The sequence below is a fragment of the Gordonia sp. DT219 genome, assembly GCF_049847065.1.
In the GTDB taxonomy this organism is placed as follows: Bacteria; Actinomycetota; Actinomycetes; order Mycobacteriales; family Mycobacteriaceae; genus Gordonia.
This window is the reverse complement of record NZ_JBNCNR010000017.1, coordinates 1-14,028: the sequence shown is the minus strand read 5'-3', so window position 1 is coordinate 14,028 and position 14,028 is coordinate 1. Positions and strand designations below refer to the sequence as shown.

16 protein-coding genes are annotated in these 14,028 nt (G+C 65.8%); 7 read left to right on the top strand and 9 right to left on the bottom strand.

Annotated elements, in window-relative coordinates; translation table 11 throughout:
• The first annotated feature begins 368 nt into the window (after positions 1-368).
• The 6 genes from ACPXB3_RS17285 (at position 369) to ACPXB3_RS17260 (ending at position 5,894) form a co-directional block, all read left to right on the top strand.
• Entirely contained in the window at positions 369-1,175 is an 807-nt protein-coding gene (locus ACPXB3_RS17285; protein WP_425728697.1) for a hypothetical protein, read from the top strand.
• A gap of 22 nt (positions 1,176-1,197) precedes the next feature.
• Entirely contained in the window at positions 1,198-2,880 is a 1,683-nt protein-coding gene (gene menD / locus ACPXB3_RS17280) for a 2-succinyl-5-enolpyruvyl-6-hydroxy-3-cyclohexene-1-carboxylic-acid synthase (RefSeq protein ID WP_425728695.1), read from the top strand.
• A 92-nt stretch (positions 2,881-2,972) separates the two neighbouring features.
• Positions 2,973-3,512 (top strand): hypothetical protein, encoded by a 540-nt coding sequence (locus ACPXB3_RS17275; protein WP_425704956.1) that lies wholly within the window; start codon positions 2,973-2,975, stop codon positions 3,510-3,512.
• A gap of 152 nt (positions 3,513-3,664) precedes the next feature.
• The gene (locus ACPXB3_RS17270) at positions 3,665-4,822 is read left to right on the top strand and encodes a glycosyltransferase family 4 protein (RefSeq protein WP_425728693.1); all 1,158 of its coding nucleotides are present in this window, start codon (positions 3,665-3,667) and stop codon (positions 4,820-4,822) included.
• 131 nt (positions 4,823-4,953) lie between these two features.
• Complete coding sequence (locus tag ACPXB3_RS17265; RefSeq protein ID WP_425728691.1) at positions 4,954-5,700, top strand: HemK2/MTQ2 family protein methyltransferase; 747 nt, start codon at positions 4,954-4,956, stop codon at positions 5,698-5,700.
• Positions 5,697-5,894, top strand: coding sequence for a CDGSH iron-sulfur domain-containing protein (locus ACPXB3_RS17260; protein ID WP_425728689.1), 198 nt, complete (start codon positions 5,697-5,699; stop codon positions 5,892-5,894). The genes ACPXB3_RS17265 and ACPXB3_RS17260 overlap by 4 nt, the downstream gene beginning before the upstream one ends.
• 31 nt (positions 5,895-5,925) lie before the next feature.
• Here ACPXB3_RS17260 and ACPXB3_RS17255 read toward each other — a convergent pair whose 3' ends face one another.
• The 3 genes from ACPXB3_RS17255 to ACPXB3_RS17245 form a co-directional block, all read right to left on the bottom strand.
• Positions 5,926-6,981, bottom strand: a complete 1,056-nt coding sequence (locus ACPXB3_RS17255) for an iron-containing redox enzyme family protein (RefSeq protein WP_425728687.1) — start codon at positions 6,979-6,981, stop codon at positions 5,926-5,928.
• Positions 6,982-7,051: 70 nt separating this feature from the next.
• Positions 7,052-7,252 (bottom strand): hypothetical protein, encoded by a 201-nt coding sequence (locus tag ACPXB3_RS17250; RefSeq protein ID WP_425704951.1) that lies wholly within the window; start codon positions 7,250-7,252, stop codon positions 7,052-7,054.
• Between the two features lie 160 nt (positions 7,253-7,412).
• Positions 7,413-8,426, bottom strand: a complete 1,014-nt coding sequence (locus ACPXB3_RS17245) for a ferritin-like domain-containing protein (RefSeq protein WP_425728685.1) — start codon at positions 8,424-8,426, stop codon at positions 7,413-7,415.
• 204 nt (positions 8,427-8,630) lie between these two features.
• Between ACPXB3_RS17245 and ACPXB3_RS17240 the strand changes: the two genes are divergently transcribed.
• Complete coding sequence (locus ACPXB3_RS17240) at positions 8,631-9,326, top strand: demethylmenaquinone methyltransferase (protein WP_425704949.1); 696 nt, start codon at positions 8,631-8,633, stop codon at positions 9,324-9,326.
• A gap of 90 nt (positions 9,327-9,416) precedes the next feature.
• On the opposite strand, the gene ACPXB3_RS17235 is transcribed toward ACPXB3_RS17240, so the two are convergent.
• The 6 genes from ACPXB3_RS17235 to ACPXB3_RS17210 form a co-directional block, all read right to left on the bottom strand.
• Positions 9,417-10,073 (bottom strand): DUF3558 family protein, encoded by a 657-nt coding sequence (locus tag ACPXB3_RS17235; protein ID WP_425704948.1) that lies wholly within the window; start codon positions 10,071-10,073, stop codon positions 9,417-9,419.
• Positions 10,045-10,461 (bottom strand): hypothetical protein, encoded by a 417-nt coding sequence (locus tag ACPXB3_RS17230; protein ID WP_425728683.1) that lies wholly within the window; start codon positions 10,459-10,461, stop codon positions 10,045-10,047. Before ACPXB3_RS17230 ends, ACPXB3_RS17235 begins: the two co-directional genes overlap by 29 nt.
• A gap of 33 nt (positions 10,462-10,494) precedes the next feature.
• Positions 10,495-11,469, bottom strand: coding sequence for an oxygenase MpaB family protein (locus tag ACPXB3_RS17225; protein WP_425728681.1), 975 nt, complete (start codon positions 11,467-11,469; stop codon positions 10,495-10,497).
• Positions 11,470-12,100: 631 nt separating this feature from the next.
• Complete coding sequence (locus ACPXB3_RS17220) at positions 12,101-12,739, bottom strand: DUF3558 family protein (protein WP_425728679.1); 639 nt, start codon at positions 12,737-12,739, stop codon at positions 12,101-12,103.
• A gap of 120 nt (positions 12,740-12,859) precedes the next feature.
• Positions 12,860-13,597: a DUF3558 family protein gene (locus tag ACPXB3_RS17215; protein ID WP_425728749.1), complete on the bottom strand. Its 738-nt coding sequence runs from the start codon at positions 13,595-13,597 to the stop codon at positions 12,860-12,862.
• Entirely contained in the window at positions 13,500-13,919 is a 420-nt protein-coding gene (locus tag ACPXB3_RS17210) for a hypothetical protein (RefSeq protein ID WP_425728759.1), read from the bottom strand. Before ACPXB3_RS17210 ends, ACPXB3_RS17215 begins: the two co-directional genes overlap by 98 nt.
• Between the last annotated feature and the right edge of the window lie 109 nt (positions 13,920-14,028).

Genomic DNA, 14,028 nt, shown 5'->3' with positions numbered 1-14,028 from the left:
CAGTCATTTGCCGAGTAGACCGGACCCGCTGACCTGCGGTTATGCCGAATCTCTACTTTCGGAATGACTGAGAATGGGGCGGATGGATCGATTCCGGGTTCGGCTGCGTCCGATCCGCATGGAAAAACGGGTAGGCGCCGCAGGTCACGTTGACCAGGTGCGGCAGGAAGCGTCGGTCGTAGAAACCGGGGCCCATGGGGCGAGGGTAGTGCCGGTGACGGCGATGCTCGCCCGTTTTCAGTCATTTGCCGAGTAGACCGGACCCGCTGACCTGCGGTTATGCCGAATCTCTACTTTCGGAATGACTGAGAATGGGACGGATGGATCGATTCCGGGCTCGGCTGCGTCCAATCCGCATGGAAAAACGAGTGGAATTGGGAGTGAACCGGCGGCTGGAGTTGCTCGCGACCGGTTTGACCGACAACGACCTGCGCCGGATGGTGCGCCGCAACGAACTGATCGCGGTGCGGCCCGGGTGGTATGCGACGCGCGACGCCGACCCGCAGGCTGTCGTGGCGGCGCGCAACCACGGAGCGCTGTCCGGGCCGACGGCCCTCGACAAACATGGTTTCTGGGTTCCGCCCGGCTACGACTCGGTACACATCCGCTCCGGCAAGGCGGCCCTGGACCTCGGCAAGGCGTGCTGCCGGCCATCCGGGCCGCCGATACCGGTCCACACGATCCTCGACCAGGCTCCGTTGGCGCTGTGCGCGGCGATCCCCTGTATGACCGGTGATGATTGGATCGCGGTCGCCGATTCCTTCATGCACAGCGCCCAACTCGACGTCGAGCTGTTGCGGGCGATGTTGCCGCGCCCGACTCGTGTGATCGACACACTCCTCACCGAATGCGATCCGTGCTCGCAGTCGGGGACCGAGACCCTCGTCCGAATCCGGCTGCGGCGACTGGGTTTCGAGGTTGTCGTGCAACCGCGGCTCATCGGAGTGGGATTCTCCGATCTGCTGGTGGGCCGACTCCTGATCGAATGTGACAGCGAGCTGCATCACACCAGCCTCGAGAACTATCGCAACGACCGCCGGGCACTGGCCATGGGGTACTCGACGATGCGGCTCACCTACGACGACGTCCTGTACGGCTGGGACGATACCGTCGCCGACATCGAGAAAACCCTCGCCGACGATCGGCACCGGATCGCGCCCGCGTGGGACGACTGAGCGAGGTTCTACTGTGGAATCCATGAGTTCATCGCCGGAGACCGCGCCGAACCCGTCGACGCTGCAGGCGCGGGTCATCGTCGACGAGATGATCCGCGGCGGGGTTCACGAGGCCGTGTTGTGCCCCGGGTCGCGGAACGCGCCGTTGTCGTTCGCGCTGCACGCCGCCGACGCGGCCGGCCGGTTGCGGCTGCATGTGCGGATCGACGAGCGGTCGGCGGGATTCCTGGCGCTGGGGCTGGCGGTGTCGTCGGGGCGGCCGGTGCCGATCGTCATGACCAGCGGAACCGCCGTCGCCAACATGAGTCCGGCGGTGTTCGAGGCAAATTACGCGCGGGTGCCGCTGGTGGTGGTCAGCGCGAATCGGCCTTATGAGCTGCTGGGGTCGGGGGCCAATCAGACCGTCGAGCAGTTCGGCATCTTCGGTACGCAGGTGCGGGCCGCGATCAGTCTGGGCCTGGCCGAGGCCGACGTCGACACCAACAGCCAGTGGCGTTCGGCCGTCGGCCGCGTCCTCGCCACCGCGCGGGGCGCGCGCACGGGCAATGCCGGGCCGGTGCAGTTCGACATCCCGCTGCGCGAACCGCTGGTCCCGGGCCCGCAGACCTCGCCCGAGGCGGATCTCGGCGAGTTCGCCGGCCGCCCGGGCGGGCTGCCGTGGACGCAGGCGCCGGTCGGCAAACTGGATATCCCGCTGCCCATCGATCTCTCCGTCGACACCGTCGTCGTCGCCGGCCATGGGGCGGGCCGCTTGCCCGAACTCGACGCGATCCCGACCGTCGCCGAGCCGACCGCACCACATGCGGTGACGCCGCTGCATCCGCTGGCCCTCGATGCGCTGGCACCCAAGCAGGCCATCATCTGCGGTCGGCCGACGCTGCACCGCGGCGTCGCCCGGCTGCTCGCCGACCCGGAGGTGCGGGTGTACGCGGTGACGACCGGCCCGCGCTGGCCCGACGTCTCCGGCAACGTGTTCGCGACCGGCACGCGGGTCGAGGCGGTCGGTGAGGCGAGCGAGGACTGGCTCAAGAAGTGCGCCGCGATCCATCAGCGGGTGCTCGGTGCCGTCGACGCCGAGCTCGACGCCGACGGTGCGGCGACGGGTCTGCACGTGGCGCGGGTGGTCAGCGCGGCCATGAATTCCGGCGAGCAGCTCGTCGTCGGCGCGAGCAACCCGATCCGCGATGTGGCGCTGGCCGGGCGGGTATCCGACGGGGTGCGGGTGCTCTCCAATCGCGGAGTGGCCGGGATCGACGGGACGAATTCGACGGCGCTCGGCGCGGCGCTCGCGCACGACGCCGCGCGGCCCGGCTCCCGCACAGTGGCGCTGATGGGCGATCTGACGTTCATCCACGACGCGACCGGGCTGATCGTCGGGCCGTCGGAGCCGCGGCCGGGGGCCTTGCGGATCGTCGTCGCCAACGACGACGGTGGCGGCATCTTCGGGCTCCTCGAACAGGGCGATCCGCGGTTCAACTCCGGGCCGTATGCCGGGGCGTATGAGCGGGTCTTCGGCACCCCGCACCACACGGATCTGGCGTCACTGTGTGCGGGTTTCCACATCCCGCATCGGCGGGTCGGGCCGGCCGATCTGCCTGCGGCACTGGCCGCGCCCGGCGCCACCGGAATCGAGGTGATCGAGGTGAGTACCGATCGCGACCGGCTGCGTTCGGTACATGCCGGGATCATGGCGCGGCTTCGGTAGCGCCGGCTCGGCTGCGCAGCCGCGATGGCGCGGGCGCGTCGGCGAGCATGCGGGCATCCCGGCGCGCATACGCCGCCGCGTATTCTGACCCCATGAAACCGGTCATCCTGCGGCGCGTGCAGAAGACGCTGCTGGTGATCGGGCTGATCCTCACCGTGATGGCCGGAGCGATAGTCGTCGCCGCCTACCGCAACGATGCCGCGATCGACCGCGACAAGGGCACCGTCATGGCCGACATCGTCTCGGCCGACCCGCTCCACGCCGTCGCCTATTTCCAGACGCCCGACGGGCAGATCTACAGCCCACGGCTGGGACTGCTGTATCCGACCGAGCTCGGCACCGGGCAGCGGATCAGCGTCGAATACGACCGCAGCAATCCGAACCTCGCGAAACCGGCCGGCCGGGGTGCGTCGTTGGCGATCATCCCGGCGTTGTCGGTGGCCGGATTGGTGTGGCTGGTCGTGATCGCGGTGATGTTGCTGATCGCCGAGACCAACCGGCGGCTGCTGCGGCGCTCGGCGCGACGCGCGGGCGAAGCCGATCCCGGCACCGACGATGGTGACGGCGGCGACGGCCCCGATGACGACCCGACCCCCCGGCCCGCCGACGATCGGGCCATCGTCGGGGCGTAAACGGTCGGGGCGTAAACGGTCGGGGCGTAAAGCGGTCGGGGCGTAGCCGGCTGGGGTGACCAGCTCGGGGTGACCAGAGATTCGCGCGGAGTTCGTGCGCCGGTCACATGCAGGGGCCGCCGTGGTCACCGAGCCCGGCCAGCATTGGCCCCATGCGCGTGGCCATCGTCGCCGAGAGTTTTCTTCCGCAGGTCAACGGGGTCGTCAATTCGGTGCTGCGAGTGGTCGAGCACCTCGAATACGCGGGGCATGACGCGATCGTCATCGCACCGGACTCCGAACGTGACGGTCGGCGGGCACCGCGGATGGTGGGTCGGCGCACCCCGGTCCACACGGTGCCGTCGATGCGTTTTCCCGGGGTGACGTCCCTGCCGGTCGGGATGCCGGTACCGAGCCTGTACCGGACCCTGCGTGACGCGCAACCCGACGTGGTGCATCTGGCGTCGCCGTTCGTCGTCGGCGGGGCGGGCGCGTTGGCGGCCAAGCGGTTACGGTTGCCGTCGGTGGCGGTGTTCCAGACCGACGTCGCGGGATTCGCCGAGGCCTACCGCCTACAGATCGCCCGACGCGCGGCGCGGCGCTACACGCAGATGGTGCATCTGGCCTGCGACCGCACCCTCGCACCCTCCACGGCGACGATGGAAAACCTTGCCGCCCAAGGGGTGCCTCGACTGCATCGATGGGCGCGGGGCGTCGACACGGCGCAGTTCACGCCGGCCAACCGCGACGAGTGCCTGCGAAGCGAGTGGGGCGGGCGACGATTGATCGTCGGATTCGTCGGGCGGCTCGCACCGGAAAAGCATGTGGAGCGCCTCGCGCCACTGGACCGCGACGACTCGGTTCAGCTGGTCATCGTCGGCGACGGCCCCGAACGTGCACGGCTGCAACGGCTCTGCCCGAACGCGGTGTTCACCGGCGAGCTGCGCGGCGCCGAGCTGGCGCGGGCGTATGCGAGCCTCGACGTGTTCGCCCATCCCGGTGAACACGAGACGTTCTGTCAGGCGATCCAGGAGGCCATGGCCAGCGGCATCCCGGTGATCGGGCCCGATGCCGGTGGACCGCGAGATCTGGTGACGCCGTTGCAGACCGGCTTCCTGCTCGATCCGGCCGACTATGCCGACCGCATCGGCGAGACGGTCGCCGCGCTGGCGGACCCGGCGCGGCGGGTCGCGATGGGACGAGCCGGGCTGGCGGCGGTACGGGCGCGCACCTGGCCGGCGCTGTGCGAGGAGTTGCTGGGCCACTACCGCGCGGTGATCGCCGAGCGCGGCGGGGATGCGGGTGACGTGCCGGACCGGCTGGCCGGGTAGCGCGCGCCGGGCGGGATCGGCCGGGGAGGGGTTGACGGGAGCGCGGTTTGCCGGAGACTGGGTTTGACGGAGGTGCGGGCGGGCAATGCTGCGTGCGCACCTTGTCACCCGCCTCGGCCCGGAAAGCGCACATGACACTCAGCTTCGAGCAGACCGTTCCCGAACCGTCGTCGCATGTCGGCGGTAGTGATCAGGCCCAAGTGGATCCGGATCCGGTCTATCGACCCGAGGTCTATCAGCCCCAAGAGGATTCGCGGTTGCTGGTCGACTGCCTGCGCGCGGTGCCGGGCCTCATCGGCGCCCGCGCCCTGGATCTGTGTACCGGCAGCGGCGTGTTGGCGCAGGCCGCCGCGCATCTGGGCGCGCGGTCGGTGGTGGCCGTCGACCTGTCGGAGGCGGCCGTCCGCAGCGCGCGGGAGCGGTGCCGGGACGCGCCGTGCCAGGTCGAGGTGCGGCTCGGCAGGTTTCAGGATCAGGTCGGTCGCGGGCGGTATGACGTGGTGACCTGCAATCCGCCGTACGTTCCGGCGCCCGACCCGCGGGATGGGGTCGAGGCCAGCCCTGGCCCGGCGCACGCCTGGGATGCCGGTCCGGACGGACGTGCGGTGCTCGATCCACTGTGCGCGGTCGCCGCCGAGTTCCTCGAGCCGGGCGGGACGATGCTCGTGGTGCAGTCGGAGTTCGCCGACGTGACCGCCACTGTGCGGGCGTTGCGGGCCACCGGACTCCACGCCGATGTGATGGCGCGGTGGTCGGTGCCGTTCGGGCCGGTGATGACCGCCCGGGCCGACTGGCTCGAACGCCGCGGACTGCTCGAATACGGGCGCCGCACAGAGGATCTCGTGGTGGTACGCGCGGTCAAGCGGGATGTGGCATGAGCGGGCCGGAAGAGCGGACGCAGATCCGGGTGATCCGGGGCGGACCGATGATGGTGCCCGGTCCCGTCGACATCGAGCTTCCCGACGGCTCGCATGTGCAGTCCGACCGCTTCATGGTGGCTGTCTGTGCGTGTGGGCGCAGCCGCAATTATCCGTTGTGCGACACCAGTCATCGGCGTCGGCGACGGGAGTAGGGCGGCGGGAGTAGGCGGTCGCGCGGTGAGTTCACACGGCGACGGGTGCGACTCCGGCCAGGACGGGACCGGCCTTCCATGCGGCGGTCAGCCCGGCCTCGAAGGCATCCTCGACGAACAGGAATCCGCGGATCCCGAAGATCACGTCGTCTTCGAGCTCTGGTTCCTCGGACACCAAGGCGCCCACCACATCTCGGCGCAGCACCTGCTCGTGGACGGCGTCGGCCTCGACGTGCTCCCGGTAGAAATACTTGCACGGTTCGGGGGCGTCGAGGCGCTCGAGACCGGTGAGCAGGCGTTGTGAGCCGGGCGAGGAGGTGATCTCGGTGGCGGCGAAGTGACCTACCGTCGCACCACGCATTGATCGGTGTAAACCGAAGCAGGACATCAGGTTCACCGGGGTCAGCGCCCACGCCGGGGCGCGGTCAAGGTAGGCGAGGTAGCCGGGATCGAGGTCGGCGGCCACCATGAGGTCGGCGAAGAGCTCCTGATGTACCGATTCGCCTCGGCCGGCACCGAATTCGTCGAACTCGACGGCAACGAACGCGGCCTTGGCCGTCCCGCGCAGCCGGGGAATGGCCCAGGCGTGCGGGTCGGCCTCCTTGAGGTGATACAGCGAACGCAGCGCGAACAGATCGCGGAACTGCTGCCACGTCCCGTCGTCGCGCAACCGGTAGGAGAGGCCGTCGCCGTGGACCGGCTCGACGCTGAGGTCGGCCATCAACTGTTCGGCGCTCGTCTGTCCGGTTCTCGTCTGCCCGGGGCTCGCCTCTTCGGTATCGACGTTCGCGTGCACGGCGTCGAGGAGGATGCGTTCGAGGTCGCGGCGCAGGCCGAGGATGCCGGGGTCCCACTCGCGGTCGTCATCGACGTCGGCGAAACCCGCATAGTGCAACTCGTAGGCGACGTAGAGGGCGAGCTGGACGTCGTCGCCGAAGGGATCTGCCTCGTCGACGGCGGTTCGGCGCAGTGCGGCGCTGTCGATCTCGGTGCCGTCGCGCAGGGCGGTGATGAGCTCATCTGACAGCGGCCCCCGCGCCTGCGGCAGGGCCGGCGCCACCGGGGTGGTGCGCGTAGGTGGATGCATGGTTGCTTTATACCCCTCGGCGGCGGTGTTCAAACGCTGTCGACGGCCGCGGGTGGGTCGAACCGGCAGGTCAGTCGGTCGGTTCGGCGTGGCCTGCGTTGGGTGAGTGGGGGTCGTCGCTGCCTGGCTGATCCGACGTCGATGCCGGGTCGACGACGGGTTCGTCGTCCTCGGCGGGGTTGTGGGTGATCTTGCGTTCGAGGTCGTCGACGGTGTCGCGGGCCGCGCGGGCCTCGTCGGTGTCGGGGCGGTGATCGGGTGTGCCTGTCACGTGTCCTCGTTCCTGGGTCGCTGGTGTGGTTGGGGATTCCTCGGTGGAGCGCTTCTGAAACCTGCGCGTGCTTGTGGTTCCAGAATGTGGGGACGGGTACGACAACGCCGCCCGCCCCCGGGGTGGTGGGGCGGACGGCGTGCTGTTGTCGGCGCGTGGGTTACTCGACGCCGACCACATCTTTGGCGATCCCGGCGATGCGGGTCTCCGCGGCGGATACGACGCGCTGCCGGTTCTTGTGTGCCTCCTCGTAGTGGAGGACCACTCGGACGTCGGCGGGCTCGTCGAGATCCTTTATCGCGGCGATGGCTTCGCTGAGATTCAGGTCGGCGTAGTCCGGGATGGGCAGGTCGTCTGGGTCGACGATGCCGGTGGACTCGCGGACAGAGTGTAGCGCGTCGGCGACACCGGGTGCGCCGTTGACCCGCGCGTTGTCCTCGATGGCCTCGAGTGCGGCGTCGCGGCCGGCCGCCGCGGTTTTGATGGTCGCCGCTCCCGCGTCGAGCACGCTCTGGCCGGCCTGCTCGGCGGCACTGCCGACCTCGTCGACGGTCTCACCGACGCGGCTGCGTAGGCCGGAGACGAAGTCGGGGACCTGACGCAGCGTGTGGGCGGCGCGGTCGATGCCGCGTGAGGCGGCGGTCCCCGGCAGGGTCACCGCGCGGGCGGCGAGGCCACTGACCCACTGGGACGGGCTGCGGCGCAGCGCGGCGGGGCCGCCGAGTGCCTCTTCGGCGAGCACGGTGTTGATCCACTCGATGGTTTCGGTGTGCGCGTCGATCAGCCGCTGCGCGAGCGAGACGAGGTCGGTGTCGTCGGCCCCGGTGGCGAGCGCCTTGAGGTATGTTGCGCGGCTGAGCAATTCCTGCTCGAGCGCGAGGTCGCCGAGCAGTGCCTCGTCGAGCGGCTCGGCCTGTTCGGCCAGCGTCTTGATCGAGGCCGCGACCCGGCCGAGGGCCGGACGGACGACGTCGGCGACGCCGTGACGCTCGCGCAGGGCCTTCTCGATGGCGGTCGCGCGCTTACGGCCCTTGGCCGCGTTTCCGGAAAGCTCGGCGCGTACGGCGTCGGTGCGGGCCTGTGCCTGCCGCGTCTGGGCGATCTGGATCTCGGTGTTCGTGAGCGCGAGGATGGTGCGCAGCTGTTGCTGGATGGTGGTGGTCGAGACGGTCATGTTTCCCTCCTGATGTCGGGACGAACTCTCTGTGTTCACGGTGTTCCCCGGGCGGGGTGGTGAAAACCCGGTGTCGGAAAACGTTTGGTGAATGCCGGGTGTGGTCGGGGTCCGACCTGCACCTTTGTGGATTTGTGACGTGCGACACGACAGGTGGCCGAGGTATCGGTGGTGGCCGCGGCAGCCGCAGGTAGCGTTGTCGCCATGGCTGAACCCGATCGTGCGAGTCTGGACAAGGACCCGGCCGAGGTTGCGGCGATGTTCGACGGCGTCGCCAAGCGGTACGACATCACCAATACTGTGCTCTCCTTTGCGCAGGATCGGCGGTGGCGTAAGGCCACCCGTAAGGCGCTGGCACTTACGCGTGATGACGTGGTCCTCGACCTTGCGGCCGGTACCGCGGTCTCGACGGTCGAGCTGGCGTCGTCGGGGGCAGCGTGTGTGGCCGCCGACTTCTCGTTGGGCATGCTCAAGGCGGGTGCGGCGCGCGATGTGCCGAAGGTGGCGGCCGACGCCATGGCCCTGCCGTTCGCCGACGAGTCCTTCGATGCCGCCACCATCTCCTTCGGGCTGCGCAACGTCCACGACGTGACCATCGCGCTGGGTGAGCTGCACCGCGTGCTGAAACCCGGTGGCCGACTGGTGATCTGCGAGTTCTCCACACCCACGTTCGGCCCGTTCCGCACCGTCTACCTGGAGTACCTGATGAAGGCGCTCCCGACGGTCGCGACCAAGGTGTCGAGCAATCCGGCCGCATACGTGTATCTCGCCGAGTCGATCCGCGCGTGGCCCGACCAGTTCGGCCTCGGCGACCTCATCCGCGACGTCGGCTTCACCGATGTCCGCTGGCAGAACCTCACCGGCGGCATCGCCGCCATCCATTCGGCCGTTCGCATGTGATGGGTATATAGCGTGCGGCTATAGCGACGGTCGTGACAATAATCGTCTCTTCCGTTGCTATAGGTGCAGACTATATTGGTCTCGCCCGGTTCAGGGTGGCATCTTGTCGATTGTGGCCTCGGTGAAGGCGATCGCCTTCGCGCAGAGTTGGTCGATGGGTGGGGGATTGATTACAATACTGACACTTGTCACTATGACCGCTGAGCCTGACTGTACATATGTTGAGCAATCCTCATCTCGTAGAATGCCCACTGCGACCCTGCGATTGTCAATCTTAGTGTCCGCCAGCCAGTCGATTACCGAAGACTTGCTCGTCTTGTAATCGTCAAGTGTAGGTGCGTTACCAAGCGACTGATAGATTCCTGCTGACCGATCTTCTCTGAATGTCCAGTCGCACCCACGCGCGGTCTGGTGATCTGCAATCGCAGCATCTGTGACGCTGTACGGGTTGAGTGAAAATCTCTCAAGAATCGCCGACGTGACCGCAGTGCATGGTTCGTAGGTTGTCCCATCGTTGTTGGAGTTCCAACGATTGGGAAATTTCGTTTTGAATGGTAGTGGTTTACCGTCCGAATCGGTTTGGCGAGTCGAAGTGGTAGCGGAGTGGCTAGCTAAGCTTGTCTGTGTCGGTGATTGAAATTCTGCTGTACGGGAGCACGACAGAATCGTCGCGAATAGAGGAGCGGATACTACGGCGACTATCAAGCACTTCGCCGCGTTAGGCTTCAATGTCGCTCGCAGCCGCACGGTCCGTCTCGGTCAACTCGCCCTGTGCGGTCTTACACATGTGGCTGAGTACTTCAAGGCTGTTCGCTTGGTTAGCAAGGCTTCGTCCCCATTCCGTCACGAAGCTCACTATTCGCGAGTGGAATAGCCGACCCTCTTCGCAATCGCCGAATACGTTGCTTTTCAACAGGCGGCTGACTTGTCTCGCAACCTCCGCGAGGCTATCGGCTGACTCCCTCGCCACCTGCGCCCTTCTGGCCCATTCGGCGTCGACGACTTGGACTACGCCGCCGTCGCCGAGTTCGGGGTTGTCGTAGGGCACAGAGCGGCCGGGGATCGGGCTCGTGCCCACACCGCCGGGGTCGCCGAGCGGCACGCGGGTGCCGGGTAGCACGAAGAAATCTGTCATCCCTCCCCCTTCTGGCGTCAGCCAGACCTGTGCCTAGATGGCGTGAGAGGGATTGTAGTCAGGATGGCCGGTTTTGGGAGGGTTGCCGCGAACCTTGTGGATGGGGCAGCCGGGGGTGAAGGTGCCGAGGTCGTCGACGTCATAGCCGCGCGGATAGCAGCGGATCTGCGGCATGTCGCGTCCATACTGCGGGGTGGTGCGGGGCCGAGCGAAGAAGCGGATGGCAAGGCCGCGGGCCTTGAGGCCGGCACGAGCGACCACTCGCTCGGCGTCGGTGGGCCGGGGATAGCGGAAGGCGTCGAGGAGCGGGTCGTCCATGAGGGCGTAGGAGAGTCGGCGGACGAGCCAGGCCGGCAACAGCCGAAACGGCATGAAGGTGGTGAGCAGCGCGAGCGTGGAATCGGCGACCTCGCGTGAGCGTGGCGAGTAGGCGAAATGTTCGCGCTCGTATTCCTCGAGGAAGTGTTCGAAGGCCTCGTAGGTGTCGGGGATATCCTTGAGCGCCATGTGTTTACCGAGCTTGCGGTAGTACTCGGTGAGCCCGTCGATCTCGTTGGGCCGCAACGGTCGCCACTCGTAGGCGGCAACCCAGCGCACCGGGCACACGACGAAAGTGGCGAGGACGTAGAGCATGTCGTCGTTGGAGATGTCGTACATGGCGTGCATCTGGTTGATGCGCCGGATCGCGGCGCGGCCCCGCGGATCGGCGAAGCCATGTTCGACGGGTGCGTCGAGGAGCAGGACGGTGTCGTCGTAGCGCTTTTGGGTGCGGTCTGTGAATTCGCCGGTCTCATAGAGCAACTCGCCGATGGAAGGCACCGCGTAGGTGCGGAAGAGGGCAAAGCTGAGTGCCATCGTGATGCCCCACGGATATTCGAGGGTGCCCAGGCCGCGGGCGTAGCTCTCGGGGGCGGCGGCCGGGTCCACGCGGGCGAGGTCGTCACGCAGGCGGTAACGCTCGGCGCGGCGGGCGCCGACCCGACGCGCGATCAACGAAACGGTCGACATGATGCTCCCTGCACTGCGCGGCCTATCAGATATATGAAACGTATCACCCGATTCGTCTCAAACCAATGGCAGCGGGGTGGGACGTCAGGCGAACGGCGGACGGTGATCGACGCGGGTGGAGACCCGCCCGGCCGAACGCCATGCGCGGGCGACGAGGTCGGCGTCGTCGGCGGTGATGAGGTTGCCCATCACACGCACCACCACCGACTGCGACTACGCGATTCGAGATCTGCCTGTCTGCTGCCCAGTCAATCACCGAGGACTTGCTGGTCTTGTATTCGTCGAGCGTAGGGGCATTGCCGAGTGATTGATAAATTCCCCCGGACCCATCTTCTCTAAACGTCCAATCGCATCCGCGTGCAGTCTGGTGGTCTGCAATTGCGCCGTCTGTAACGCTGGATGGATCGAGCGTTTGCGACGATGGATCTGCGGGTCTTGAGCATGACGAAACTGCGGCAACCAGTGTGGCAGCGAAGACGATGACTACCAGTTCTTTTGTGTGGCGGTTCACTCGGCCTTCCGGGCATGGAATCGGGCGGTCATTGAATATAATGTGCGGCTATAGCGACGGCCGAGACGATAATCGTCTCGGTCGTCGCTATAGGTGCAGGTTATATTCGTCTCGCCCGGTTCAGGGCGGCATCTTGTCGATGGTGGCCTCGGTGAAGGCGATGGCCGTCGCGCAGAGTTGGTCAATGGGTGGTGGATTGATGGCAATACTTGCGCTGGTTACTATAACGGCAGAACCTGATTTCAAATACGTTGAGCAGTTATCTTCATCCCGTGCTCCCACTGCGATTGTGCGACTTGCGATCTGTATGTTTGGCAGCCACCGGATTATCGGCGCCTTACTGACCTTGTACTCGTTGAGTGTAGGTCCGTTCCCGAGGAATTGTGAAAGTCTTCCGAATCGGTTGTCTGCGAAGGTCCAGTTACACCCACGAGCTGTTTGATGATTCGCGATTGCAGTATCTTTAACGCTAGATGGATCGAGCGCAAATTCCTGAAGGATTGCCGTGGTCACCGCGGTACATGGTTCGTAAGTCGTGCCGTCATTGCTCGAGTTCCAGCGATCGGGGAATTTGGTTGTGAAGGGCAAGTGTCTACCCTCCGAATCCGTCTGGCGAATCGTTGCTGCAACCGCAGACTGATGTGACGGACTTGAGCGCATTTGCGGCGATGGATCTGCGGGTCTCGAGCATGACGAAACTGTGGCAACCAGTGTGGCAGCGAAGACGATGACTACCAGTTCTTTTGTGTGGCGGTTCACTCGGCCTTCCGGGCATGGAATCGGGCGGTCATTGAATATAATGTGCGGTTATAGCGACGGCGACGACGATAATCGTCTCGGTCGTCGCTATAGGTGCAGGTTATATTCGTCTCGCTCAGTTCAGGGCGGCATCTTGTCGATCGTGGCTTCGGTGAAGGCGATAGCCATGTCGCAGATCTTATCGATTGGTGGTGGATCGATGTTGACCGAGAACGACGTTGTGACAATTGCCGAACCGGATTGCACGTGGGTGGTGCAGCTCGAGCGCCCCTTGCGTACGCCAACCGCGACGGCTCGACCATTAAGAATGATGTCGGGTCGCCAATCTAATATGTCACCATTCTTCGCCTTGTATACGTCTAGCGCCGGAGCATTTCCAACTTCTTGGTATGCAGTCGAGGTCCTCGAACCGGTGAAGGTCCACCGACATCCCCTCACTGTTTGGTGGTTCGCTGCCGCTGCGTCAGCCACTGAGTTTGGGGCGAGGCCCAGGGAGGAAATCTCCGGCGGTGTCAACGCAGTGCATGGCTCATAGGTCGATCCGTCGTTGAGGTTGCTCCAGCGGTCAGGGAATCGCGTGGCGAACGGCAACGACATGCCGCGTTGATCGGTGTGCCTGATCTCACTGGGCGTAGCAGAGGGTACTGAAATGAATGTGAATGGTGGACGAGTAGATTGATTGCTTGATGAACAGCTGACTATCGCGAACACTGCGACGACTATGTCGAGAATGAGCAGTGTTGCGGATGTGCTCCAACGCCTAAGCTTGGATATCACGTGCGCTATTTGAATCCGTAGTTCTGAGCGAGCTGTCTGCGTTGTCGCACATGGATGCGAGTGACTGCAAGGCGGCAACATGTACACGCACTTTGGCTGAATATGAAGAAACGAAGGCCTTCGCCTTCTGGTAGAAATCCTCCCCTTCCCGTACACCCTGGCCATAGTGATTCTTCAGGCCCGCCATGTCGAGACTTGCCAATGCGTCTGCCAACTCCGCCGCCAACTCCCTCGCCACCCCAGCCCTGCGGGCCCACTCGGCGTCGACGACTTGGACTACGCCGCCGTCGTCGAGTTCGGGGTTGCTGTAGGGGGCGGTGCGGCCGGGGATGGGGCTGGTGCCCACACCGCCGGGGTCGCCGAGGGGCACGCGGGTGCCCGGTAGTACGAAGAAATCTGTCATCCCTCCCCCTTCTGGCGTCAGCCAGACCTGTGCCTAGTGTTCCGCGCCGTTAATTCATTGAATATGTTGTAGGGTTGGGTATGGCACGCACTGGACGCCCAAAAGCCGC

Coding starts and splice junctions, on each gene's coding strand:
- ACPXB3_RS17210 (WP_425728759.1), bottom strand. CDS start 13,919: ATGACAGATTTCTTCGTACTACCGGGCACCCGCGTGCCCCTCGGCGAC.
- ACPXB3_RS17215 (WP_425728749.1), bottom strand. CDS start 13,597: ATGTTGCCGCCTTGCAGTCACTCGCATCCATGTGCGACAACGCAGACA.
- ACPXB3_RS17260 (WP_425728689.1), top strand. CDS start 5,697: ATGAGCGGGCCGGAAGAGCGGACGCAGATCCGGGTGATCCGGGGCGGA.
- ACPXB3_RS17230 (WP_425728683.1), bottom strand. CDS start 10,461: ATGACAGATTTCTTCGTGCTACCCGGCACCCGCGTGCCGCTCGGCGAC.
- ACPXB3_RS17275 (WP_425704956.1), top strand. CDS start 2,973: ATGAAACCGGTCATCCTGCGGCGCGTGCAGAAGACGCTGCTGGTGATC.
- ACPXB3_RS17225 (WP_425728681.1), bottom strand. CDS start 11,469: ATGTCGACCGTTTCGTTGATCGCGCGTCGGGTCGGCGCCCGCCGCGCC.
- menD (WP_425728695.1), top strand. CDS start 1,198: ATGAGTTCATCGCCGGAGACCGCGCCGAACCCGTCGACGCTGCAGGCG.
- ACPXB3_RS17270 (WP_425728693.1), top strand. CDS start 3,665: ATGCGCGTGGCCATCGTCGCCGAGAGTTTTCTTCCGCAGGTCAACGGG.
- ACPXB3_RS17265 (WP_425728691.1), top strand. CDS start 4,954: ATGACACTCAGCTTCGAGCAGACCGTTCCCGAACCGTCGTCGCATGTC.
- ACPXB3_RS17255 (WP_425728687.1), bottom strand. CDS start 6,981: ATGCATCCACCTACGCGCACCACCCCGGTGGCGCCGGCCCTGCCGCAG.
- ACPXB3_RS17240 (WP_425704949.1), top strand. CDS start 8,631: ATGGCTGAACCCGATCGTGCGAGTCTGGACAAGGACCCGGCCGAGGTT.
- ACPXB3_RS17245 (WP_425728685.1), bottom strand. CDS start 8,426: ATGACCGTCTCGACCACCACCATCCAGCAACAGCTGCGCACCATCCTC.